The organism is Rhizobium sp. RCC_161_2 (assembly GCF_041355235.1).
Classification (GTDB): Bacteria; Pseudomonadota; Alphaproteobacteria; order Rhizobiales; family Rhizobiaceae; genus Rhizobium.
Genome location: NZ_JBFUPL010000005.1, coordinates 88,915 through 110,355 on the forward strand (window position 1 = coordinate 88,915; position 21,441 = coordinate 110,355).

The 21,441-nt window shown below is 61.8% G+C and carries 20 protein-coding genes and 1 pseudogene; 6 read left to right on the forward strand and 15 right to left on the reverse strand.

Annotated features, from left to right (window positions below; translation table 11 throughout):
- Positions 1–96 precede the first annotated feature (96 nt).
- Positions 97–1,722 (forward strand): glucose-6-phosphate isomerase, encoded by a 1,626-nt coding sequence (gene pgi, locus AB6803_RS14865; RefSeq protein WP_371109605.1) that lies wholly within the window; start codon positions 97–99, stop codon positions 1,720–1,722.
- Positions 1,723–1,865: 143 nt separating this feature from the next.
- On the opposite strand, the gene AB6803_RS14870 is transcribed toward pgi, so the two are convergent.
- Positions 1,866–2,792, reverse strand: a complete 927-nt coding sequence (locus AB6803_RS14870) for a carbohydrate kinase (RefSeq protein WP_371109606.1) — start codon at positions 2,790–2,792, stop codon at positions 1,866–1,868.
- A 76-nt stretch (positions 2,793–2,868) separates the two neighbouring features.
- Complete coding sequence (locus AB6803_RS14875) at positions 2,869–3,567, reverse strand: orotate phosphoribosyltransferase (protein WP_371109607.1); 699 nt, start codon at positions 3,565–3,567, stop codon at positions 2,869–2,871.
- 192 nt (positions 3,568–3,759) lie between these two features.
- Here AB6803_RS14875 and AB6803_RS14880 point away from each other — a divergent pair, with 192 nt between their 5' ends.
- Positions 3,760–4,236 carry a DUF1772 domain-containing protein gene (locus tag AB6803_RS14880; RefSeq protein ID WP_371109608.1) on the forward strand — a complete coding sequence of 159 codons (477 nt, stop codon included), beginning with the start codon at positions 3,760–3,762 and terminating at the stop codon, positions 4,234–4,236.
- Positions 4,237–4,250: 14 nt separating this feature from the next.
- On the opposite strand, the gene pyrC is transcribed toward AB6803_RS14880, so the two are convergent.
- The 5 genes from pyrC to AB6803_RS14905 all read right to left on the reverse strand — a co-directional run bounded on the left by pyrC (position 4,251) and on the right by AB6803_RS14905 (position 9,115).
- A complete protein-coding gene (gene pyrC / locus AB6803_RS14885; RefSeq protein ID WP_371109609.1) occupies positions 4,251–5,291 on the reverse strand; it encodes a dihydroorotase in 1,041 nt (346 codons plus the stop codon).
- 145 nt (positions 5,292–5,436) lie between these two features.
- Positions 5,437–6,069 carry a nucleoside triphosphate hydrolase gene (locus tag AB6803_RS14890; RefSeq protein WP_371109610.1) on the reverse strand — a complete coding sequence of 211 codons (633 nt, stop codon included), beginning with the start codon at positions 6,067–6,069 and terminating at the stop codon, positions 5,437–5,439.
- Positions 6,066–6,872, reverse strand: a complete 807-nt coding sequence (locus AB6803_RS14895) for an ATP-binding cassette domain-containing protein (RefSeq protein ID WP_371109611.1) — start codon at positions 6,870–6,872, stop codon at positions 6,066–6,068. The genes AB6803_RS14890 and AB6803_RS14895 overlap by 4 nt, the downstream gene beginning before the upstream one ends.
- Positions 6,848–7,912: an ABC transporter permease gene (locus tag AB6803_RS14900; protein ID WP_371109612.1), complete on the reverse strand. Its 1,065-nt coding sequence runs from the start codon at positions 7,910–7,912 to the stop codon at positions 6,848–6,850. The genes AB6803_RS14895 and AB6803_RS14900 overlap by 25 nt, the downstream gene beginning before the upstream one ends.
- Positions 7,913–8,089: 177 nt before the next feature.
- Positions 8,090–9,115: a sugar ABC transporter substrate-binding protein gene (locus tag AB6803_RS14905; protein WP_007695513.1), complete on the reverse strand. Its 1,026-nt coding sequence runs from the start codon at positions 9,113–9,115 to the stop codon at positions 8,090–8,092.
- Between the two features lie 253 nt (positions 9,116–9,368).
- Here AB6803_RS14905 and AB6803_RS14910 point away from each other — a divergent pair, with 253 nt between their 5' ends.
- Positions 9,369–10,616, forward strand: a complete 1,248-nt coding sequence (locus AB6803_RS14910; RefSeq protein ID WP_371109613.1) for an ROK family transcriptional regulator — start codon at positions 9,369–9,371, stop codon at positions 10,614–10,616.
- A complete protein-coding gene (locus AB6803_RS14915; protein ID WP_371109614.1) occupies positions 10,600–11,031 on the forward strand; it encodes an RbsD/FucU family protein in 432 nt (143 codons plus the stop codon). Before AB6803_RS14910 ends, AB6803_RS14915 begins: the two co-directional genes overlap by 17 nt.
- A 3-nt stretch (positions 11,032–11,034) precedes the next feature.
- On the opposite strand, the gene AB6803_RS14920 is transcribed toward AB6803_RS14915, so the two are convergent.
- From AB6803_RS14920 to AB6803_RS14945, 6 genes and pseudogenes are all read right to left on the reverse strand, one after another.
- A complete protein-coding gene (locus AB6803_RS14920) occupies positions 11,035–12,072 on the reverse strand; it encodes a 4-hydroxyproline epimerase (protein WP_371109615.1) in 1,038 nt (345 codons plus the stop codon).
- A 14-nt stretch (positions 12,073–12,086) separates the two neighbouring features.
- Positions 12,087–12,797 carry an SDR family oxidoreductase gene (locus AB6803_RS14925; RefSeq protein ID WP_012650894.1) on the reverse strand — a complete coding sequence of 237 codons (711 nt, stop codon included), beginning with the start codon at positions 12,795–12,797 and terminating at the stop codon, positions 12,087–12,089.
- Positions 12,798–12,807: 10 nt separating this feature from the next.
- Positions 12,808–14,054, reverse strand: a pseudogene (locus AB6803_RS14930) (NAD(P)/FAD-dependent oxidoreductase).
- A 110-nt stretch (positions 14,055–14,164) separates the two neighbouring features.
- Entirely contained in the window at positions 14,165–15,469 is a 1,305-nt protein-coding gene (locus AB6803_RS14935) for an alpha/beta hydrolase (RefSeq protein WP_371109948.1), read from the reverse strand.
- Positions 15,470–16,060: 591 nt separating this feature from the next.
- The gene (locus tag AB6803_RS14940) at positions 16,061–16,942 is read right to left on the reverse strand and encodes an aldo/keto reductase (RefSeq protein WP_371109616.1); all 882 of its coding nucleotides are present in this window, start codon (positions 16,940–16,942) and stop codon (positions 16,061–16,063) included.
- A 39-nt stretch (positions 16,943–16,981) separates the two neighbouring features.
- Complete coding sequence (locus AB6803_RS14945; RefSeq protein ID WP_371109617.1) at positions 16,982–17,818, reverse strand: oxidoreductase; 837 nt, start codon at positions 17,816–17,818, stop codon at positions 16,982–16,984.
- A 133-nt stretch (positions 17,819–17,951) separates the two neighbouring features.
- On the opposite strand from AB6803_RS14945, the gene AB6803_RS14950 reads away from it, so the two are divergent.
- The gene (locus AB6803_RS14950) at positions 17,952–18,881 is read left to right on the forward strand and encodes a LysR family transcriptional regulator (protein ID WP_371109618.1); all 930 of its coding nucleotides are present in this window, start codon (positions 17,952–17,954) and stop codon (positions 18,879–18,881) included.
- Between the two features lie 2 nt (positions 18,882–18,883).
- Here the strand turns inward: AB6803_RS14950 and AB6803_RS14955 are convergent, their stop codons facing one another.
- Together AB6803_RS14955 and AB6803_RS14960 are read right to left on the reverse strand one after the other, a co-directional pair.
- Complete coding sequence (locus AB6803_RS14955; RefSeq protein ID WP_371109619.1) at positions 18,884–19,537, reverse strand: TetR family transcriptional regulator; 654 nt, start codon at positions 19,535–19,537, stop codon at positions 18,884–18,886.
- 11 nt (positions 19,538–19,548) lie between these two features.
- Complete coding sequence (locus AB6803_RS14960; RefSeq protein ID WP_371109620.1) at positions 19,549–20,247, reverse strand: class I SAM-dependent methyltransferase; 699 nt, start codon at positions 20,245–20,247, stop codon at positions 19,549–19,551.
- 227 nt (positions 20,248–20,474) lie between these two features.
- Here AB6803_RS14960 and AB6803_RS14965 point away from each other — a divergent pair, with 227 nt between their 5' ends.
- Positions 20,475–21,422, forward strand: a complete 948-nt coding sequence (locus AB6803_RS14965; protein WP_371109621.1) for an oxidoreductase — start codon at positions 20,475–20,477, stop codon at positions 21,420–21,422.
- Positions 21,423–21,441: the final 19 nt, after the last annotated feature.

Genomic DNA, 21,441 nt, shown 5'->3' on the forward strand with positions numbered 1-21,441 from the left:
GATTTACGCCCTAGATAGCGAATAGTTTCCGCGACCAAACATTAAGTGCCCTGCCCTCGTCCGACGGCAAGCGGCGCGAACCGCAAGGAGCCTCCCATGAACGCCCTCGTCGATCAACTGAAGAGCACCGCATCGGCAACGAAAGCCACGGATATCCGCGCCGCCTTTGCCGCCGACCCAAAACGCTTCTCCCACTTCAGCGCCTCGTTCGACGACCTGCTGATGGACTATTCCAAGACGGCAGTGAACGACGAGATCCTTTCGCTGCTCGAAAAGCTTGCAGCCGAGGGTGGCGTTGCCGCCAAGCGCGAGGAAATGTTCTCGGGTGTTGCCATCAACTTCACCGAAAACCGCGCCGTTCTGCACACGGCCCTGCGTAACCGCTCCAACACCCCGGTGCTCGTCGATGGCAAGGACGTGATGCCCGATGTCAACGGCGTGCTCGCCGCCATGGGCAAATTCGCCGACGGTATCCGCTCCGGCACTCTGAAGGGCGCCACCGGCAAGGCGATCACCGACGTCATCAACATCGGCATCGGCGGCTCCGATCTCGGCCCGGTCATGGCAACGCTGGCACTTGCGCCCTTCCACGACGGCCCGCGTTCGCACTTCGTCTCCAACATCGACGGCGCCCATATCGCCGACATACTCAAGCTGGTCTCGCCGGAAACGACGCTGTTCATCATCGCGTCCAAGACCTTCACCACCATCGAGACGATGACCAACGCCCAGACGGCGCGCAACTTCATCGCCAAGGCGCTTGGCGAAGCGGCGGTTCAGCACCACTTTGCCGCTGTTTCGACCGCGCTCGACAAGGTCGCGGCCTTCGGCATCGACAGCGCGCGCGTCTTCGGCTTCTGGGATTGGGTCGGCGGCCGCTACTCGATCTGGTCAGCCATCGGCCTGCCGCTGATGATCGCAGTCGGTCCGGAGAACTTCGGCAAGTTCCTCGACGGTGCGCATGCGATGGACAACCATTTCCGCAAGGCGCCGTTCAGAGAAAATCTGCCGATGCTGCTCGGCCTCATCGGCTTCTACCATCGCAACGTGCTGGGCTACGCCACGCGCGCCATCCTGCCCTACGACCAACGCCTGTCGCGCTTCCCGGCCTATCTGCAGCAGCTCGACATGGAATCGAACGGCAAGGGCGTCACCATCGATGGCACGCCGGTCGAGGGCAATTCCGGCCCGGTTGTCTGGGGCGAGCCCGGCACCAACGGCCAGCACGCCTTCTACCAGCTCATCCACCAGGGCACGAGCATCATCCCGGCCGAATTCATGATCGCCGCCAACGGTTTCGAACCGGACCTGCGTCACCAGCACGAGCTGCTGATCGCCAACTGCCTGGCACAGTCGGAAGCGCTGATGAAGGGCCGTACCTTCGAGGAAGCCAAGGCCCAGCTCACCTCCAAGGGCATGGACGATAAGAAGGCCGATTTCATCGCGCCGCACCGCGTCTTCACCGGCAACCGCCCGTCGATCACCTTCGTCTACGACAAGCTGACGCCATTCGCCCTCGGCCGACTGATCGCGCTCTATGAACACCGCGTCTTCGTCGAAGGCGTGCTCTTCCGCATCAACTCTTTCGACCAGTGGGGCGTCGAACTCGGCAAGGAACTGGCAACCGGCCTGCTACCGGTCGTCGAAGGCAAGGAAAGCGCCGCCGGCCACGATTCCTCGACGCAGGGGCTGGTGGCTGCGCTGGCAAAGCTCGAGAAGTAAGAAGCTTACTCACCTCCCCCTTGAGGGGGGAGGTCGCCGCAAAGCGGCGGGTGGGGGTGAGGACTGCTCTCCATGTCGGAATGACTAAGGATCACCCCACCCCGGCACTGCGTGCCGACCCTCACCCTCAAGGGGAGGGTAAATTACAGACCAATCTCACTTGCCCAAGGCGGGTTGGCCCCAGCACGGGAAACCGTAACTGCCGCTGCCTTGGCGCCGAGCGCCAGCGCATCCCGCAGAGCCTTTTCGTCGAGGCTAGCCACCTGCGCCTTGGTCAGCAGATCGTTCATCTTTAGCGAAGCCAGAATACCGGCATCGAAGGTGTCGCCCGCGCCCACCGTGTCGACCACGGTGACGCGTTCGCTCGGGACCGAGACCTTCAGCGACTTGGTATAGCCCGTCGCCCCCTCGGCACCCTTGGTGACGACGACGAGCTTGGCACCCTGGTTCAGCCAGTGAGCGGCGAGTTCGTCATGGTTTCCGGCGATGCCGAACCATTCCAGGTCCTCGTCGGAGAATTTCAGGATATCGGACATGGCGGCCATGCGGCTAATGCGGCCCAGATGCGCCTGCTTGTCCTTGATGAAGCCCGGACGGATGTTCGGGTCGAGCGAGATCACCCGGCTTTGATATTCGCGCCTCATCAACGCCTCGTAGGTCGCGCCGCACGGATCGGGGATCAGGCTGATGGCGCCGAAATGCAGGGCCTCGCAATCATCGCCTAGTGTCGGCAGATCGGCTTCGGTGATCATCCGGCCGGCGGAGCCTTCGTCGTAGAAGGCATAGGTCGCCTGGCCATTGACCAGCTTGACGAAAGCGATCGTGCTCGGGCGGGGAGCGATGGCGCAATAGCTATAGTCCACCTTGGCGGCGCCAAGCGTCTCGCGCAGGATCTCGCCCATCATGTCGTCGGCAATGCCGGTGAAGAACCCTGTGGGAACACCGAGACGGCCAAGCGCAATCGCGGTGTTGAAGATCGCGCCGCCGGCATAGGGCGCAAAGGCCTTTTCACCCAGCGTCGTCTCCCGCGGCAGCATGTCGATCAAAGCTTCGCCACAGCACAATATCATTCCGGCCTCCTGGAGAGCGCGTCTATCGGTCTAATTCCGTAAATCGATTAGATAAATTCACGGCAAAAGCAAAGTGTCACTTTGTTGCCAGTTCCGCCACACCGCCGTTGCGGCCGGACCAGGCGAGTGGTGCATTGAGGAAAGCTTCCACTTCCTCGAGCGTCTTGTCGTCGAACAGCTTCTGTTCCCTGGCGACGGCGAGCACGTTGCGCCAGGTGGCGATATGGTGCAGCCGGACCTTGCCGTTCTCAAACCGCGCCTCGGCCTCGGGGAAGATGCCGTAGTAAAACAGCGCCATGCCGTGATCGACGATGCCACCGGCGGCGCGGATCGCGTCAATGAAGGTGAACATGCTGCCGCCGGCCGTCGTCAGGTCCTCGATGACCAGCACGCGGGCGCCTTCGGGCATATGGCCTTCGATCTGCGAATTGCGGCCATGGCCCTTCGGCTGCTTGCGAACATAGATCATCGGCAGGTTCAGGCGTTCGGCGAGGAATGCGGCAAAGGGGATGCCTGCGGTTTCGCCACCGGCGACACAATCGAACTGTTCGAAGCCGGCATCGCGCATAATAAGGCTGGCGGCGAAGTCCATCACCGTCGAGCGGACACGCGGATAGGAAATGAGCTTGCGGCAATCGATATAGACCGGGCTCGCCATGCCTGAAGCGAGCTTATAGGGCTTATCGGCGCTGAAGTGCACCGCCTTGATCTCCCAAAGCATCTTCGCCACCAGTTCGGCCATCACGGCGCGGTCGGAAAATGTCAACTGGGTCATGCGGGTCTCCTTGGCTCCTGGGACGTCCCTGCGGCAATAGCAGCTAGCGGCGGCGGTTTCCAGAAGCTTCGGGGGATTTGCACGCGTTCGTTCTCGGCAGCGGCCTTATCCCCGGCTGCGCCGCCGCCGGCTTCTCCGAAACGTGGGTCGCAGGTATAAGAGAATCATCACATTTTGAGGAGGAGGAGCTTCATGGTGCCGATCACGAATATCGCTCTTATCGCGGCTGCGCTCGGCAGTAGCCTCATCGCCGGTATTTTCTTTGCGTTTTCGACCTTCATCATGCAGGCCTTCGCCCGGCTTCCCGCCGAACAGGGTATCGCCGCCATGCAGTCGATCAACACGACGATCCTGCGCTCGCCATTCATGGTCTTGTTTCTGCTGACCCTCGCTTTGTCGGTGTTCATCGCCGTCATGGCGATCGTGCATTGGCGAGGCAGTGTCAGCATCCTGATGCTTGTCGGCGCCGCGCTCTATATCGTCACCACGTTTGTCTCGACGATCGTCTTCAATGTCCCGCTAAACGACGCGCTGGACAAGGTCGATGGCCGCACGGCTGAAGCAGCCGAGCTATGGGCGACCTATCTCAGCGATTGGACGAAATGGAACCATCTGCGCACGGCAGCGTCGCTGCTGGCGTCCTGTGCCTTCGTCAGGGCGCTTTTTTAGAGGATCGCGACGGCTTAGCCTTCGACGTCCCAATGCAGCGGGAACATCGGGTCGAACACGGTAACCGCACCTGCTCCGGTTTCGATCTTCTCGGGGAAGGTCACCGATTCCACTCGGCGGATGAGCGTGATCCGCTCCTCGTTGGGCGCCAGCCCATACCAGGCCGGGCCGTTCAGTGAGGCGAAAGCCTCGAGCTTGTCCAACGCACTGTCCTGTTCGAAGACATGTGCCAGGCAGCTCATCGTGTTAATCGAGGTGTAGATGCCGGCGCAGCCGCAGGCGCATTCCTTCAGCGGATCCACATGCGGGGCGGAATCGGTGCCGAGGAAGAACCTGGCATCGCCGCTCGTCGCGGCCGCGCGCAGCGCCAGGCGGTGGCTCTCGCGCTTGGCGACCGGCAGGCAGTAATAATGCGGCCGGATACCACCGACCAGGATGGCGTTGCGGTTGATGATCAGGTGATGCGTGGTGATCGAGCCAGCGAGATTGGCCTTGGCCGACTTGATATAGTCGACACCGTCCGAAGTCGTTACATGTTCCATCGTAACCTTCAGCTCCGGCAGGCGCTGGCGCAGAGGATCGAGCACGGTTTCGATGAAGACGGCTTCGCGGTCGAAAATGTCCACTTCCGGCGTCGTCACCTCGCCATGGACGCAAAGCGGCAGGCCGATCTTCGCCATGCGCTCCAGCGTCGGCATTGCCTTATCGAGATTGCGCACGCCGCCGTGGGAGTTGGTCGTCGCACCCGCCGGATAGAGCTTGACGGCGGTGATGAGGCCGCTCTTCTTGCCCTCTTCGACATCGTCGGGATTGGTGTGCTCGGTGAGGTAAAGCGTCATCAGCGGCTGGAAGCGATCACCGGCCGGCAACGCCTTCAGGATGCGCTCGCGATAGGCCGTGGCGTCGGCCGTGGTGACGACCGGCGGCACCAGGTTCGGCATGATGATGGCGCGAGCGAAATGCCTTGAGGTATCGCCGATCACGCCTTCTAGCATGGCGCCATCGCGCAGGTGCAGGTGCCAGTCGTCGGGGCGGCGGATGGTGAGCTTTTGCATGGGCGCGAACCTCTGGAAATATGTGCATGATCTTGTCCGAAAACCGCTTCACACTTTTCGGGATCATGCTTTTTGGTATGGCGCTTCGATAGCACCATCCACCATCGCAAAACAATCGCCCATGCCGAGGAAATGATAGCGGGGCTCAGCCCTGCACGATATCGACGGTAGCGTCAGCCGGACGACGGTTCTCCAGGATCAGGCGGCCATTGGGCAGATCGTTGCCGTAGACCTTTTCGCGGGCGGCCTCGTCGTCAAGTTCATAGCCCTTCCAGCGGTCCCAGAGCCGCTGCTCCAGGACGTCCATGGGTGGCGCGAGCATGATCGAATAATCGAACATGCCCTCCAGCTCCGCCCATTTGCCCTGGCTGAGAAGCAGGTAATTGCCTTCGATGACGATGAAGCGATGATCGGGCGATACGATGCGGGCCGAGGCGATGGCGAGCTCGCGCGAGCGGTCGAAAACCGGCACCAGCACTTCCTGATCAGCCGCGCGCACCGCCTTGACGATATCGAGAAAGGCGCGCACGTCGAAGCTTTCCGGCACGCCCTTGCGCTTCAGCAGGCCCTTCTCGATCAGGACGGCATTGTCCATGTGGAAGCCGTCCATCGGCAGGACCTCGGCGCTTTCGCCCTCGGCCCTCAGCGCCTCGGCCACCTTATCGGCCAAGGTCGATTTGCCGGCGCCTGGTGGGCCTGCGATGGCCACCAGGAACCGTCTTGTATCGCCGGCGCGCGTGATGATCTCGCCGGCGATGTCCTCGAGCGTGGAACTCATGCGGCGACGGTCTCCGGCGGCGCCTTGGCGCCGGTCATGAAGGCGACGGCATCGGACATGGTGTATTCCTTCGGATCGATCACGGTCAGCCGGCGTCCGAGACGGTGGATATGGATGCGATCCGCCACCTCGAAGACATGCGGCATATTGTGCGAGATCAACACGATCGGCAAGCCGCGCGAGCGCACGTCGAGGATCAGCTCCAGCACCTTGCGGCTTTCCTTGACGCCGAGAGCTGCCGTCGGCTCATCCATGATGACGACCTTGGATCCGAAGGCGGCGGCACGCGCCACCGCCACGCCCTGACGCTGGCCGCCGGACAGCGTTTCCACCGCCTGGTTGATGTTCTGGATGGTCATCAGGCCAAGTTCGGTCAGCTTGTCGCGGGCGCGCTTTTCCATTGCCGGCCGGTCGAGCATGCGGAACACGGAGCCGAGGACGCCGGGTTTGCGGATCTCGCGACCGAGGAACATGTTGTCCGCGATCGAGAGAGCCGGCGACAGCGCCAGGTTCTGATAGACCGTTTCGATGCCGGCTTCGCGCGCTTCCATCGGCGAGCGGAAATGGACCGGTTTGCCTTCCAGCTTGATCTCGCCTTCGTCGGGTGTGACCGCGCCGGAAATCGCCTTGATCAGCGAGGATTTTCCGGCGCCGTTATCGCCGATGACAGCAAGGATTTCGCCGGGATAGAGATCGAAATCGGCGTTGTCGAGCGCGGTAACACGTCCATAGCGCTTGACGAGGCCACGCGCGGTGAGAAGGGGTTCGCCAGTCGTGGTCATGCCGATACCTTTCTGATCCATTGATCGATCGCGACGGCGCCGATGATCAGCACGCCCGTCAGGAGGACCTTCCACTGCGGATCGGCTCCGAGCATATTGAGGCCCATGGAGACGACGCCGACGATCATGGCGCCGAACAGCGTGCCGAGGATCGAGCCACGGCCGCCGAAGAGCGAGATGCCGCCGATCACGGTCGCGGTGATTGCCTGAAGATTGAAGTCCGTCACCGCCGAAGACGGCGAGACCGAGCCATTACGGCCGATCGAAACCCAGGCGGCGAAGGCCGCGATCAGGCCCGAGACGCCATAGACGGCAAGCAGCACCTTCTTGGTCTGGATGCCCGACAGCTTTGCCGCTTCCGGATCATCGCCGACAGCGTAGACATGCCGGCCCCAGGCGGTGTGATTGAGAATGTACCATAGGCCCACCACTAGCAGCACCATGGCGATGACGCCCAGCGTCAGCACCGCGCCGCCGAGCCGGAAGCTGTATGCGAAGAGATGCAGGAGCGGCGCCTTTTCGTCGACATCGGTATCGCGGATGGTCTCATTGGCGGAATAGATGAAATTCGTCGCCATGACGATGTTCCAGGTGCCGAGCGTCACGATGAACGGCGGCAGCTTCATGTTGGCGACGAGGAAACCATTGAGCAATCCGCAGATACCGCCCGCAGCCATGCCGGCAATAATGGCGACCGGCGTCGGCAAGCCGTAGGTAACGGCGACATTGCCCATGACGACTGAAGAAATGACCATGATCACGCCGATCGACAGGTCGATGCCGGCGGTCAGGATCACCAACGTCTGCGCCGCGGCAAGAATGCCGACGATGGCGATCTGCTGCAGGATCAACGTCAGGGTATAGGCGGAGAAGAAGCGCCCGCCGATGGCAAAGCCAAAGATGATGATCGCCATCACCAATACGATCAACGGCACGGCGGCCGGCGTCGAATGCAAGAAATGCTGCATGCGTTTGAGAAGAGAGACATCCTGGTGCTCGAACGAGGCAACGTTCTTGTCGCTGCCGTCGAGAACACGCTCGAATTCCTGTGCTCCGGTCATTGTATTCCTCCGCTGCCGCGCCGAATTATACGCGGAAACCGCCGGGTGTTGAAACCGGCCGGATCTGAGGTCCGGCCGGCGTTGATGTCAGGAAGGCATAACCGCGAACCGTAGGGCTGCTTCAACGAAAAATGTGAAGCAGTTTTCGGACTGGATCATGCCAAATTCAGGTGAGGCTTAGCCCCAGCACTTCGCCGTGCCTTCCTTGGTGTCGATCGACTTCAGGCCGGAAACCGGCTTGTCGGTCACCAGCGAGACGCCGGTGTCGAAGAAGGACTTGCCTTCAGTCGGCTTCGGCTTTTCGCCGGTATCGGCGAACTTCTTGATCGCCTCGACGCCGAGGGCTGCCATCATCAGCGGATATTGCTGCGACGTAGCGCCGATCACGCCTTCCTTGACGGACTTGACGCCCGGGCAACCACCGTCAACGGACACGATCAGAACCTGCTTTTCCAAGCCGACGGCCTTCAGAGCCTGATAGGCGCCGACAGCGGCCGGTTCGTTGATCGTGTGGATGACGTTGATGCTGGAATCCTTCTGCAGGAGGTTTTCCATGGCCTTGCGGCCACCTTCCTCGTTGCCGTTGGTAACGTCATGGCCAACGATGCGCGGATCGGTTTCGTCGCCGATCTTGTTCGGGTCCTTCGGGTCGATGCCGAAGCCGATCATGAAGCCCTGGTCGCGCAGCACGTCGACGGAAGGCTGCGACGGTGTCAGGTCGAGGAAGCCGATCTTGGCGTCCTTGGCCTTGTCGCCGAGCGTCTTATTGGCCCATTCGCCGATCAGCTTGCCGGCGAGAAGGTTGTCGGTGGCGAAGGTCGCGTCGGCAGCGTCAGCCGGCTCCAGAGGCGTGTCGAGCGCGATGACCAAGAGGCCGGCGTCGCGTGCCTTCTTGACCGAGGAAACGATGCCCTTGGTGTCGGAAGCGGTGATCAGAATACCCTTGGCACCGCTGGCGATGCAGCTTTCGATGGCGGCGACCTGGCTTTCGCTGTCACCGTCGATCTTGCCGGCGTAGGATTTCAGCGTCACGCCGAGTTCCTTGGCCTTGGCCGTCGCACCTTCCTTCATCTTGACGAAGAAGGGGTTGGTGTCGGTTTTGGTGATCAGGCAGGCGGACACATCGGCGGCCTTGGCTGGGGCAGCAAACGCCACGCCGATTGCCAGAGCGGCGAGTGCTGCGGAAATAACAGATTTCTTCATTCAATCCTCCCAAGATTTGAAAACCGGGATCCCCCGGCCACTCCGGCTCGCACTGAGTCCGGCTTCAAGACGTGCCATGTCCGTTTAGATTTCTTCCCGCTGGACCGCCTCCAAGGTCATGCGCACATCCTCGACGGGATATATCTGACCCTAAAGATTTCGCCCTGTCAATAAATAAATCCGATTGAATTATTAATCTGTTGTGGCATTTTGATGAAAAATAGGGCATGGCCATGATGGAAGGAGCGGGCCAATGTCTCCCCTGCAAGACCCTGAGGAAACGCCGACATCACCCTTGATTCTCGACCCCAGCGGGGGTGCGAATCAGGTTCGCGTCCGCGCGCATAACGAACGGCTGGTGCTGTCGCTCGTGCGCCGCCACGGCGCGTTGTCGAAAGCCGACATCGCCCGGCGCAGCGGCCTGTCGGCGCAGACCGTCTCCGTCATTATGCGGGCGCTGGAGAAGGATGGACTATTGTCACGCGGCGAGCCGGTGCGCGGGCGGGTCGGGCAGCCGTCCATTCCGATGCGGCTCAATCCGGATGCAGTGCTCTCCTTCGGCGTCAAGATCGGCCGGCGCAGTGCCGACCTCGTGCTGATGGATTTCGTCGGGCAGATCCGGATGCAGCTTCATCAGATCTATCCCTATCCGCTGCCGCAGGACATCCTGTCCTTTGTCACCTCGGGCATCCAGGAACTCGAATCGCGCCTCAGCACCGAGGAACGCGGCAGGCTTGCCGGGCTTGGCATCGCGGCGCCCTTCGAGCTCTGGAACTGGGCGGAGGAGGTCGGTGCGCCCGATGGTGCGATGGAGGTCTGGCGCGGCGTCGACCTGCAGGCGGAAATCGCCGCCCGCGTGCCCTATCCCGTCTATCTGCAGAACGACGCCACCAGCGCCTGCGGGGCGGAACTCGTCTTTGGCGTCGGTCCGCGTTATCCGGATTTCGTCTATTTCTTCATCGGCTCCTTTCTCGGCGGCGGTATCGTTCTGAATTCGTCTATCTTCGTTGGACGAACCGGAACCGCCGGGGCGCTTGGCCCTCTGCCCGTGCGCGGGCGCAACGGCGAAACCCTTCAGCTGCTCGAGATCGCCTCGATCTTCGTGCTGGAAAATCTGCTGCGGGATCATGGCTTCGATCCGCAGCCGCTCTGGTACTCGGCAGACAACTGGATCGATTTCGGCGAACCCCTGGAGATCTGGATCCAGGAGACGGCCAAGGCGCTGGCGCAGGCGATCGTCGCCGCCGCCTCGGTCATCGATTTCAGCGCCGCCGTCATCGATGGCGGTTTTCCAAACTGGGTGCGCGAACGGGTCGTGCGCGCCACCATCAAGGAAGCCGCCGAACTCGACCTGCAGGGCGTCGTCATGCCCGAAATCATCGAAGGCATGGTGGGGCCGCAGGCGCGCGCCATCGGCGGCGCCAGCCTGCCGATCTTCGCGCGCTACCTCATCGATCAAAACATCCTCTTCAAGGAGATAGAGCATGCTGAAGGGCATTGACCCGCTATTGGGCCCCGAGCTGTTGGCGACGTTGCGCGCCATGGGCCATGGCGACGAAATCGCCCTCGTCGACGGCAATTATCCCGGCCTCGAACACGCCCGCCGCCTCATCCGCCTCGACGGCCATGGCGTCGTCCGCGTGCTCGATGCCATACTCAGCGTCCTGCCGATCGACGATTTCGTACCGCAGGCGATTTTCCGCGCGACGGTCAGGCAGGACCGCGATGCCATCGATCCGGTGCATGCGGACATGATCGAGGTCTGCGCCCGGCATGTGCCCGACATCAAGGTCGTGCCGCTGCTGCCGGCGGATTTCTATGAGCGGGTGAAGCAGACGCATGCGTTGGTGCAGACCAGCGAGCCACGGCTTTATGGGAACATCATTTTGCGCAAGGGCGTGATTTATCCGGGATAGTGTTTAGATCTCTCCCGCCAACGGGCCCCAGACATCCGTCAACGCAAAGCCATTCGCCATCGGATCGAACGGATCGAGCGCCACCTGGCTCAAGCCGAAGGTGAAGCCTCTGCCGGTGATGGTGGGGATGATGGCGGGCTTGCCGGCGACTTCAGTCTCCGCCTGCAGGCCGACCTCGAATTCCGAGCCAATGATCGAGCGGGATTTGAAGACATCGCCGACCCTGGCCTTGCCGCGCGCATGCAGCGTCGCCAGATTGGCGGAATTGCCGGTGCCGCAGGGCGAGCGGTCGGCGCGGCCGGGCCACATGGTCGTGCAGGTTCGGATCGCGCCATCGGCGTCGATATCGCGGAACATCACATAGGCGACGCCGGAGATTGCCGGGATTTCCGGATGGACGATCAACATCGTGCGGTTGATCAGCTCCTTGAGGACCATGCCGGCCTGCACCAAGGATGCGGCATTCGCCTTTCCGATCGTTAGGCCGATCTGGCCGACATCGACCAACGCATAGAAGATGCCGCCATAGCAGAGATCGAGCTTAATCCTGCCCCATTGCGGCGTGTCGATCCCGACATCCAGCTCGTGCACGAAGGATGGCACCATGGTGAGGCGGACCTTTTCGCAGCGCCCGTCGTGGCAGGTGGCGGTCGCGCGCACCAGGCCGGCGGCGGTCTCCAGCGTCACCACCGTTTCCGGCTCCTTCATCTCGACGATGCCGGATTCGAGCAGTGCCGTGGTCACGCAGATGGAATTGGAGCCGGAACTCGCATGCGCCTGATCCGGCTGCAGGATGATGAAGGCGGCGTCGGCATCGGGATGCCTCGCCGGCAGCAGCAGGTTGACCGAGCCGATCGGCGCACCGCGCGGCTCCAGCACCAGGAAGCGGCGCAGCTCCTCGCCTTTCGGATCGGTGTTCAGCCAGTGCAATTGCTCGGCGACCGTATTGCCGGGGATCTTCGGCACGCCGCCGATGGCGACCCTGCCGATTTCACCCTCACAATGGACATCCAGCAACTGGATCGTGCGCTTCCATCTCATCTCGGTAACTCCAATCAGACGTGACGGGTAACGCCGCCATCGACGCGGATGTTCTGGCCGGTGATATAGCCGGCGCCGTCGGAGAGCAGGAAGGCCGCCGTCTTGGCGATCTCGCTCATCAGGCCGATGCGCTTCATCGGTACCTTGTCAGCGGTTTCCGGCTTGTGGTTGAGGCTGTCGATATAGCCGGGCAGGATGCAGTTCATGCGGATATTGTCCGCCGCATAGCGATCCGAATAGAGCTTGGTGAAGGCACCGGCAGCGGCGCGATAGGTGCAGGAGACTGGGAAGACCAGCGTCGGCTCATAAGCCGCGAAGGTGGTGATGTTGACGAAGGCGCCCTTGCCCTGCTTCTGCATGACCGGCGTCACCAGCCGCGCCATGCGCACCAGCGACAGGATCATCATGTCGGAGCCGAGCGTCCAGTTCTCGTCGGTGATATCGAGCAGATCGCCCTTCGGCGGATGGCCGGTATGGTTGACCACGGCGTCGATGCGGCCATAGCTCTTCATCGTCAGGTCGAAGATCGCCTGGATATCCTCGGCCTTTTCGGCGACGCCGCGCGAGGCGACGCCACCAAGTTCAGCCGCCAATTTTTCGCAGCTTTCCGAGGGCGACATCAGCGCCAGGCGATAGCCGCCGGCTGCGAGTTCGCGAGCGATTGCCTCGCCCATTCCACGGCCGCCGCCCGTGATCAGCGCGACGGGCTTTTCGGTTTCGGACATTTATTTCCTCCTAGTAGCGATTGATACGGAACGGGGTCATGTCAACCTCGGGCGTTATGCCGGTCATCATATCGGCCATCAGCCGCGCTGTCGTCGCCGAAAAGGTGAGCCCCAGATGACCGTGGCCGGTGGCGTACCAGACGCCAGACACACGGGATGACGGCGAAATGATCGGGATCGTGTCGGGCAGCGCCGGGCGATGGCCCATCCAGTCCTTGGCGTCTTCCACCTGCAGGCCGGGCAGCGCCCGCTGGGCGTGGCGGACAAGGATGCGCGGGCGACGAAAATCCGGGGGCGCATCAAGGCCGGCCAGTTCGACATTGCCGCCGACGCGGATGCCGCCGGCCGTCGGCGTCACCATGAAGGCGCGATGCGGCCAGATGATCGAATAGCGCATGGCGATTCCGGGCTTCATGATCTGCGTGTGATAGCCGCGCTCGGTCTCGAGCGATATCGGCTCGCCAAGTGCCGAGGCAATGAAGCGCGTGCGGACGCCGGCAGCAAGCACGACATCATTGGCCTCCAGCCGCCGCCCATCTTCGAGAAGCACCGTCACGGCGCCCTTCGCGTGTCGTTCGACCGTTCGCACGGTGCCGGAAGCACAGGTGGCGCCGAGGGCCTTTGCGGCCTCCACCAGCTTGAGGACGAGCTGATAGGGATTGCGGATCGACTTGTTGTCCGGCAGCAGCACCGCTTTGGCGATATCGGACGATAGTGCCGGTTCATAATCGCGGATTTCGGCGCCAGAGAGAATTTTGTGTTCCAGACCGTAACGCTGCATCAGCTCGATATGGGCACGATCGCCGGAGAATTCGGATTCGGTCTCGTAGATGGCGAGACATCCCTCCTCCGTCATTAGCTCCGGCACGCCGAGCGTATCAAGCATCGCCCTGAAATCGCCGAGAGCATGGCGTGACAGGCTCATGCCGGCATCCTCGATCTCTCTCATCGCGATGGACGACCGGCAGCGATGAAGCGCAGGAACCAGGGCAGCATTTTCGGCGCGTAGGACGGTCTCAGCCAGACGGGACCTTCCGGGTCCAGCAGCCAGCGGGGAATTTTCGCCCAGGTGGATGGGCCGGAACCGGCGGCGAAATCGAGCGCGATGCTCGCCATATTGCCGAAAGAGGCACCCTCACCCGGCTGGCCCTTGTCAATCAGCGTCACCTGCCGGCCGCGCCGCTGCAATTCGAAGGCGATCGCCGCGCCGATGATACCGGCCCCAACAACGACGACCGTACGCTTGTTTTCGTCCATTCCCAAAGTCCGTCCGCAGAGCACCGCAATGCGCGTTATGGCGCGACTCTCTGATATATCAGATCGAGGAAGGTGGCTATGATGTTTTTCAGAGGCGTGGAAGGACGAGGCTATTGGCCGATCGCTTCGCCGACATTGCTGCCCGTCGTCTGCAGGCTATCGCCGACGGAGCCGACGGTATTGCCGGCGGACGCGCCGACACGCCGCAGCTGTTCGCCATAATTGCGCCGGGTGCGCGGATCGAAGATGGCGATCGGTGCACTGACGGCAGCGCTCGCCGCGCTGCCGACCGTCTGCGCCGCTCCGAGTGCAACCGCGCCGACCGCATCGCCAATGCCGACATCGGAATCGGTGATGGTCTGGCCCGCAATCAGCCGGTCGCCGATCAGCCGCACCACTTCCGGGCTCTCGGCGAATTTGCCATGGTTCAACCCATCGCCGGTCTTGAGCTTGGTGAGATCAAGTACAGTGATGCCCTGCTTTTCCAGCTCGCTGCGATAGGGTTCGGCAGTCGGGTCGATCTGCCCGAGGCGATCGACATTGCCGGAAATACGACGCGACAGCGACAATGCTCGATCGTCACGCGAGACGAACAGGGTGAAATGCGGCTTGTCCTTGCCGAGGGCCGCGAATTGCTGACCGAAAACATCGACGTCGAGGTCGGGAGAGGCAAGAATGACGTTGGTGATCTTCGGCGCGACGCGGCCGTCGCGGATGGCCATCTGTCGGAGAGCTTCCACGGCAAGCCATGAGCCCATGGAATGGGCCATGACCGTGATATCGCCGACCCTGGGATCGGTAGCGGCGCGGTGCAGCATCTCTTCCAGCGCATCGCGGGAATAGTTGGTGCTTTCCTTGTCGTAGGCGTAATCGAAAATGCTGGCGCGAGACGGCCAGGTGAAAACGATCGGCGCGACATCGGCATGGGAATCGTGAACAATCTGCGCAAAGCGGTAGACCGCGTCCTCGTAGGTATTGTTGAAGCCGTGCACGAAGATCAGGACCCGTTTGCTCTTCGGCAGATGCGGGCGCAGCCAGGCATGAACGTCGGCCTCGGTCGGCAGCGGCTGGACGGCGGTAGTGACGAAATTCTTCAGCGGATTGCCGGGCAGTTTACTCGGCCACTGCACCTGGCCGACCTTGCGATTGGCTTCCGGCGGGATCGAGATGCTGACGGCATCCACCTTCAGCCCCGCACCGCGCTCTCCGGAAAACAGGATCGCCGGATCCTTGTCCGGCAGTCGGGTGGTGGCGACCATCACGTCGACTTTGGTGGTGCCTGGAACATTTTCCACAATCGGCTGCATGACGCCAATCGGCCGCCCGCAGGCTGTCAGGGAGAGCGTCGCGACAACGGCGATAGCCCGGAAGACCGTCTTCCTCCCCCATTGGCCGGCATCTTCCATACGCTGCATCACGCCAAACCTCGTCGTCGCAAGCCCAAAGTGGCCGCCACTCTACGCATGAGGGATCACGGCGCAAGCCGCCTTCGCCGCTCCGCCCCATGTGACCTAGTGCTAATTCATGCAAGCGCGGCAAAGAGGCAACGGTCGCCGGGACTGTCGGGGAAGCTGTTGGGAGAGGATAGAAATAGAAAGAGCCCGATGCGGGAGGAGGATGCATCGGGCTCTTGATCCGGATTGGCAACAGGGAGGAGGAGGAGCGTTGCCAATCGATGAAGGCGCGCTGGGAGGAGGAGATGCGCTGCCTTCGGGAGAGTGGATATAACCACCGGGCAGATCTGAACAGACCATATTCCGCAATGCAGCAATGCAAGAGACGCAATACTTACGTCTACACCAAGCTAAAATACCGCATACCACCGACACTTCCGGCACTCGACTGCCTATTTTACAGCCGAAAAATACTGATTGAGATGATTCACATAATCGCGATCCACCGTTTTTTGGATTGCGATTGCAAAGCCCGTACACATCTCGCGACGGACGGCGCCATCGGCAGGCGTCGTCCGTCGTCGAATCGCACACAAGGGTAGCGATATCAGCTCAAGCGGCCGCGAACGCCTTCTTGCCTTCGGCATCCAGCGCCGAAAACTCTTCGTCGGACAGGGTGATGTTCACGGCCGCCGTATTCTCCTCGAGGTGCTTGACCTTCGACGTGCCGGGGATCGGCAGCATCACCGGGCTACGCTTCAGGACCCAGGCAAGCGCGATCTGGCTCGGGGCAGCGCCGTGCTTCTTGGCGATGGTGTCGAGCAGCGAGCCTTCCTTGGCGAGTTCACCCGATGCCAGCGGGAACCACGGGATGAAGCCGATATTGTGCTTTTCGCAATAGTCGAGCACGTCTTCGCTGGTGCGGTCGATGAGGTTATAGCGGTTCTGTACTGTCACCACCTTGAAGTGTTTCGAGGCAGCCTCGATATCGGCGACCGACACTTCGCTAAGACCGGCATGGCGAATGATCTTGGCGTCCAATAGCGATTTGACCGCATCGAACTGTTCGGCCGCCGGCACCTTGGGATCGATACGGTGAAGCTGCCAGAGGTCGATCTGCTCGACGCCGAGATTGCGCAGGCTCTTATGCGCCTGCTGGATGAGATACTCGGGACGCCCCACAGGGATCCATTCGCCGGGGCCGGTCCGCGTCAGGCCGCCCTTGGTGGCGACAACCAGCTGCTTGCCGTAGGGATGCAGCGCTTCCTTGATCAGGCGCTCTGAGACATCGGGGCCGTAAGAGTCGGCCGTATCGATGAAATCGATGCCGAGTTCCGGCAGACGCTTGAGGGTGCGGATGGATTCAGCGTGATCATCCGGCTCGCCCCAGATACCGTAGCCGGTGACGCGCATGGCGCCGAAACCGAGACGATTGACGGTGAGATCGCCGCCGATCTTGAATTGACCGGACTTTGCTGCGTTCAAATCTGACATGCTTTTGGTCCTTGCACTTGGCCTATAATATCGTTGAACTTATTCGAAATCCGTGGAAGCCGAGACCTGTTCCCAGGCGTCGAACTCGGTCTTGAGCAGGCCGAGCTTTTCGCGAACGAAGCTGATCGCGTCGCGGCCTAACAGAAGATGGGTCGGCGGGTTTTCCGATGCAATAAGCCGCAGCATAACTTGTGCCGCCTTCTTCGGATCGCCGAGCTGTTTGCCGCTGCGTTCGAGGCGGCGCTGGCGCCACGGCTCGAAGATTTCGTCGTAATCCGAAATCGAGCGCTCAGCCCGCACCATCGAGCGTCCGGCCCAGTCGGTACGGAAACCGCCGGGCTCGACAGCCGTCACATGGATCCCAAGGCTCTTGACCTCCTTGCCGAGACTTTCGGAAATCCCCTCCAACGCGAACTTGCTGCCGTGATAGACGGAAAGTCCGGGAAAGGTGACAATGCCGCCCATCGAGGTGATGTTGAGGATGCGGCCGGCGCGGCGCTGGCGCATATAGGGCAGTACGGCCTGAATGAGGGCAACCGGACCGAAAACGTTGACCTCGAACTGGCGGCGCAAATCATCGATCGTCGATTCCTCCAGCAGGCCCTCATGGCCGTAGCCGGCGTTATTGACGAGAACATCGATGGCGCCGACCCCGTTCTCGACGCCAGCGATGACCGGAGCGATGGCCGCAGTATCGGTAACGTCGAGCAGCCTGCCAAAAGCAAAACCCGGCTTCAACGCCTCGAATTCAGTGATATCCGCTTGACTGCGCAATGAGCCAACGACCGTGTGCCCGTCAGCAAGGGCAGCCTCGGCGAGAGCCCGGCCGAAGCCGCTGGAAACGCCGGTGATAAAGAACGTCTTGGTATCGGACATGATGATGTCTCCTTGTTGAAGGCAGTCAGGATAGGCCGAGACGACAGTTTCGATAATCTCATCAATCGCAGATGGCCCTTTTAGAAAAACTGATTAATCTCGGGCGAAGCAAAACGTCGCTCGGAGAGCATGGATGCGTCAGGACATGTTGGATGGGCTGGTGACATTCGTCACCGTCGCGGAAGAAAAGAGCTTCTCAGCCGCAGCCGTACGGCTCGGCGTATCGCCGTCGGCGGTCAGCCAGTCGATCAGCAAACTCGAAGGCCGGATGCGGCTGGCGCTCTTCAACCGCACCACCCGCAGCGTCAGCCTCACCGAGGCGGGGTTGCGCTATCTCGAACGCGTCGTTCCCGCCGTGCACGACTTGACGGCCGCCGCTCAGGAGCTTGGCGAAGCTGTCGACAAGCCCGCCGGACTGCTGCGCATCAACGTGGCGCGTTCGGGCTACATGATCGCGCTTCAACCGATCCTGCGCGATTTCCTCGACACCTATCCGGAGATCGAGCTGGAGGTACGCATCGAGGGGTCGCTGGTCGATATCGTCGGCCAAGGGTTCGACGCCGGCATCCGCTTCGGCGACCTCGTGCAGCGCGACATGGTGGCGGTGAAGATCGGGCCGGCTATATCTGCCCATATCATCGCATCGCCCGACTATCTTGGCCGATACGGCATCCCTAGACATCCGCGTGATCTGCTCCACCACAATTGCATCGGCTTCCGCCATTCCTCCAGCGGGCAGATCGAACGCTGGGAATTCGAGAAGGACGGCGAGAAAATCGAGCTTGCGGTCAATGGCCGGCTGATCCTCAACGATTCCGCCGCGCTGACCCAGGCGGCCCTCGACGGCATCGGCATCGCCTATATGATCAACGGCTATATCGATCGCTTCCTCGATGACGGACGGCTGGTGCGCATCCTCTCCGACTGGAGCCCGTCGCTAGCGGGACTGGCACTCTATTACCCTGACCGCCGCCGCGTCCCGGCAAAGCTCAGGGCACTGATCGATTTCCTGCGCCAGCGTCGGCAGGTCGAACTGCCGCAAACAGCGGGCGCTTTTACCTGAGATCAGCGATTGGGATCACGCTGGCGCACCAGTGCGCCGAGATCGGCAAGCGTAGCCCAGAGCTCCCCGAACATATGCTGGGCGAACTCCTGCAGGGACAGCTCATGCGCGCCCTCGTTCCAGCGTTCACCGCCGATACGCAATGTGCTGACGACAATCGCCGACAGCAGACGCAGGCGAAGCCGCTCCTCCTCGCTGTCCCCGAACCGGGCACGGAGCGCCTCCGTCAGTTTCTTTTCGAGCTTGGTATATTTCAACTGATCGCGAGCGCGGAGGACCGGCGTATCGCGGATCAGGGCGCCGATGGCGAGGCGTTGCGGATCGGACGATGCGGTCAGCAGCAGCGAGGTGAGAGCACCTTCGATGACCTCGGCGATCGATGCATCCTCGGGCTGCGCGGCAATGGCGTCCGCCAGTTCATCGGCGAAGCTGTCCTGCCAGGCGAAGACCACCTCTTCCTTGCTCGGAAAATAATCGAAGAAGCTGCGCTTGGAGACATCGGCGGCCTCGGTGATGTCCTCGATCGTCGTGCCGTCGAAGCCGCGCTCCAGGAACAGGGCCAGTGCCGCCGCCTCGATGCGCTCACGCGTCTGGCGGCGCTTGCGTTCGCGCCGGCCTTCCTTCACCGCACCATCGATCTCCTGAACATCGGCCATGAACTGCCCCGCTATGCGCCCGCTTCCGGCCGCCCCACATCGGCCGCGCCGGCGTCGGCCGCATAGGCAGCGATTCCGGCATTCTCATTCGTGCTACGATATTCGGAGCCATCAATCGAGAGCTCCAGCGGTTTTCCACGCGATATCCGATAGACGCCCGCCGGCGGAATGTTGCGCACGGTGCCCCCCACACGTGTCGCCTTCAGGCCAAGGCGGTCGAGGATCGCGCGTGGCACCGGACAACGTGGACCGTAGGTGAACTGATAGAAGGACCCGCCGGGCTTCATCGTCGCGAAAGCGCCGCCGACGATCGCGGTGATCTTCGCCGGAGGCATGGAAAGCAGCGGCAGGCCGCTGACAACCGCGCCGAATGGCGCATCGGCGAACAGGCCGCATTGGGTGAGCTGGGCCGCATCCATCTGCACCACGCGCGCTTGCGGAAAACGGCCACGCAGCGGAACGACGAACTCTTCGCCGAACTCGATCAGGGTCAAATCGCATTCGGAGACGCCACGCGCCAGCAATGCCCGCGTGAAAACGCCGGTGCCGGGGCCGAGCTCGAGGACCGGACCATCGAGCGGCTCGATCTCCTGCGTCATCAGCCGCGCCAGGCGCTCACCGGACGGCGCGATCGCCGCCACGCGCATGGGGTCGCTCACCCAGGAGCGGAAGAATTGCACGAATTCGGAGCATGTCGTCTTTGTCGTCATTCCGTGAATCCCATCTGTGGTCGAACATACCGATTATGGCGCAATCACACCACGAACAGCGTGGCAATTCGAAGGCACGGCAGCCAATGAAATTGCCGAAATCAGCGGCATGCAAAGCATAATCGCCCTTCATAATCAATGCATATTTTTAACTATTGTATTTTTGCGTTTAGTGCAATAATTAATCTGGTACAGAAATAAACAAGCTCTTCCCTTGGAGACCCGCAATGCCTGACTGGACCGTGAAAGACATTCCCTCGCAGACCGGCCGCATCGCCGTCATTACCGGTGCCACCAGCGGCATCGGCTATGAAGCCGCCAAGGCGCTGGCCGGCGCCGGCGCCAGGGTGATCATCGCTTCGCGCAATGAAAGAAAAGGCGCAGAAGTATTGGCCAAGATCCGCGCCGATACACCCGGCGCCGACGTCACCTTCGAGCCGCTCGATCTCGCCAGCCTCGTGTCCGTCGCCCGCGCCGCCACGCGCATCGCCGCATCCGCGCCACGGATCGACCTGCTCATCAACAATGCCGGCGTCATGGCCATTCCGGACCGGCATGAGACGGAAGATGGTTTCGAGATGCAGATGGGCGCGAATTATATCGGTCACTTCGCCTTGACCATGCGGCTGCTGCGCAATGTCCTTGCCGCCAGCAACTCGCGCGTCGTCACCGTCAGCAGCCTGGCGCACCGCAGCGGCAAAATCAATTTCGACGACTTGCACTGGGAGGAGAGCTACAGCGCATGGCGCGCCTATTGCCAGTCAAAGCTGGCGACATTGATGTTCAGCCTCGAACTCGACCGGATCGCCCGGGCTGAGAACTGGAACCTCACGAGCACGGCGGCCCATCCCGGTTACGCGATCACCGGCCTGCAAAGCACCGGCCCGCGCATGGGTCGGAACAGGGCGGGCTGGCTTGAGCTGCTTGGCAAGGCGATGGAACCGATCTTCTCGCATTCGGCGGCGGGCGGCGCATTGCCGACCTTGTTCGCCGCGACATCACCCAACGCCGAAAGCGGCGTCATGTATGGTCCGGATGGCTTCTACGAAATGAAGGGCTCGCCCGTGCGGGCCAAGATCGTGCCCTATGCCCAGAACAAAGCCATAGGGCGGCGGCTTTGGGAAGTATCGGAGCAGTTGACGGGATTGAAGATAGCGATGCCGGCTATAGCGTGATTTTCGCCCTCTCCCCGCA

Excerpts from the sequence above, each read along its gene's own strand:
- pgi (WP_371109605.1), top strand. The coding sequence starts at position 97 with ATGAACGCCCTCGTCGATCAACTGAAGAGCACCGCATCGGCAACGAAA.
- AB6803_RS14870 (WP_371109606.1), bottom strand. The coding sequence starts at position 2,792 with ATGATATTGTGCTGTGGCGAAGCTTTGATCGACATGCTGCCGCGGGAG.
- AB6803_RS14875 (WP_371109607.1), bottom strand. The coding sequence starts at position 3,567 with ATGACCCAGTTGACATTTTCCGACCGCGCCGTGATGGCCGAACTGGTG.
- AB6803_RS14880 (WP_371109608.1), top strand. The coding sequence starts at position 3,760 with ATGGTGCCGATCACGAATATCGCTCTTATCGCGGCTGCGCTCGGCAGT.
- pyrC (WP_371109609.1), bottom strand. The coding sequence starts at position 5,291 with ATGCAAAAGCTCACCATCCGCCGCCCCGACGACTGGCACCTGCACCTG.
- AB6803_RS14890 (WP_371109610.1), bottom strand. The coding sequence starts at position 6,069 with ATGAGTTCCACGCTCGAGGACATCGCCGGCGAGATCATCACGCGCGCC.
- AB6803_RS14895 (WP_371109611.1), bottom strand. The coding sequence starts at position 6,872 with ATGGATCAGAAAGGTATCGGCATGACCACGACTGGCGAACCCCTTCTC.
- AB6803_RS14900 (WP_371109612.1), bottom strand. The coding sequence starts at position 7,912 with ATGACCGGAGCACAGGAATTCGAGCGTGTTCTCGACGGCAGCGACAAG.
- AB6803_RS14905 (WP_007695513.1), bottom strand. The coding sequence starts at position 9,115 with ATGAAGAAATCTGTTATTTCCGCAGCACTCGCCGCTCTGGCAATCGGC.
- AB6803_RS14910 (WP_371109613.1), top strand. The coding sequence starts at position 9,369 with ATGTCTCCCCTGCAAGACCCTGAGGAAACGCCGACATCACCCTTGATT.
- AB6803_RS14915 (WP_371109614.1), top strand. The coding sequence starts at position 10,600 with ATGCTGAAGGGCATTGACCCGCTATTGGGCCCCGAGCTGTTGGCGACG.
- AB6803_RS14920 (WP_371109615.1), bottom strand. The coding sequence starts at position 12,072 with ATGAGATGGAAGCGCACGATCCAGTTGCTGGATGTCCATTGTGAGGGT.
- AB6803_RS14925 (WP_012650894.1), bottom strand. The coding sequence starts at position 12,797 with ATGTCCGAAACCGAAAAGCCCGTCGCGCTGATCACGGGCGGCGGCCGT.
- AB6803_RS14935 (WP_371109948.1), bottom strand. The coding sequence starts at position 15,469 with ATGCAGCGTATGGAAGATGCCGGCCAATGGGGGAGGAAGACGGTCTTC.
- AB6803_RS14940 (WP_371109616.1), bottom strand. The coding sequence starts at position 16,942 with ATGTCAGATTTGAACGCAGCAAAGTCCGGTCAATTCAAGATCGGCGGC.
- AB6803_RS14945 (WP_371109617.1), bottom strand. The coding sequence starts at position 17,818 with ATGTCCGATACCAAGACGTTCTTTATCACCGGCGTTTCCAGCGGCTTC.
- AB6803_RS14950 (WP_371109618.1), top strand. The coding sequence starts at position 17,952 with ATGCGTCAGGACATGTTGGATGGGCTGGTGACATTCGTCACCGTCGCG.
- AB6803_RS14955 (WP_371109619.1), bottom strand. The coding sequence starts at position 19,537 with ATGGCCGATGTTCAGGAGATCGATGGTGCGGTGAAGGAAGGCCGGCGC.
- AB6803_RS14960 (WP_371109620.1), bottom strand. The coding sequence starts at position 20,247 with ATGACGACAAAGACGACATGCTCCGAATTCGTGCAATTCTTCCGCTCC.
- AB6803_RS14965 (WP_371109621.1), top strand. The coding sequence starts at position 20,475 with ATGCCTGACTGGACCGTGAAAGACATTCCCTCGCAGACCGGCCGCATC.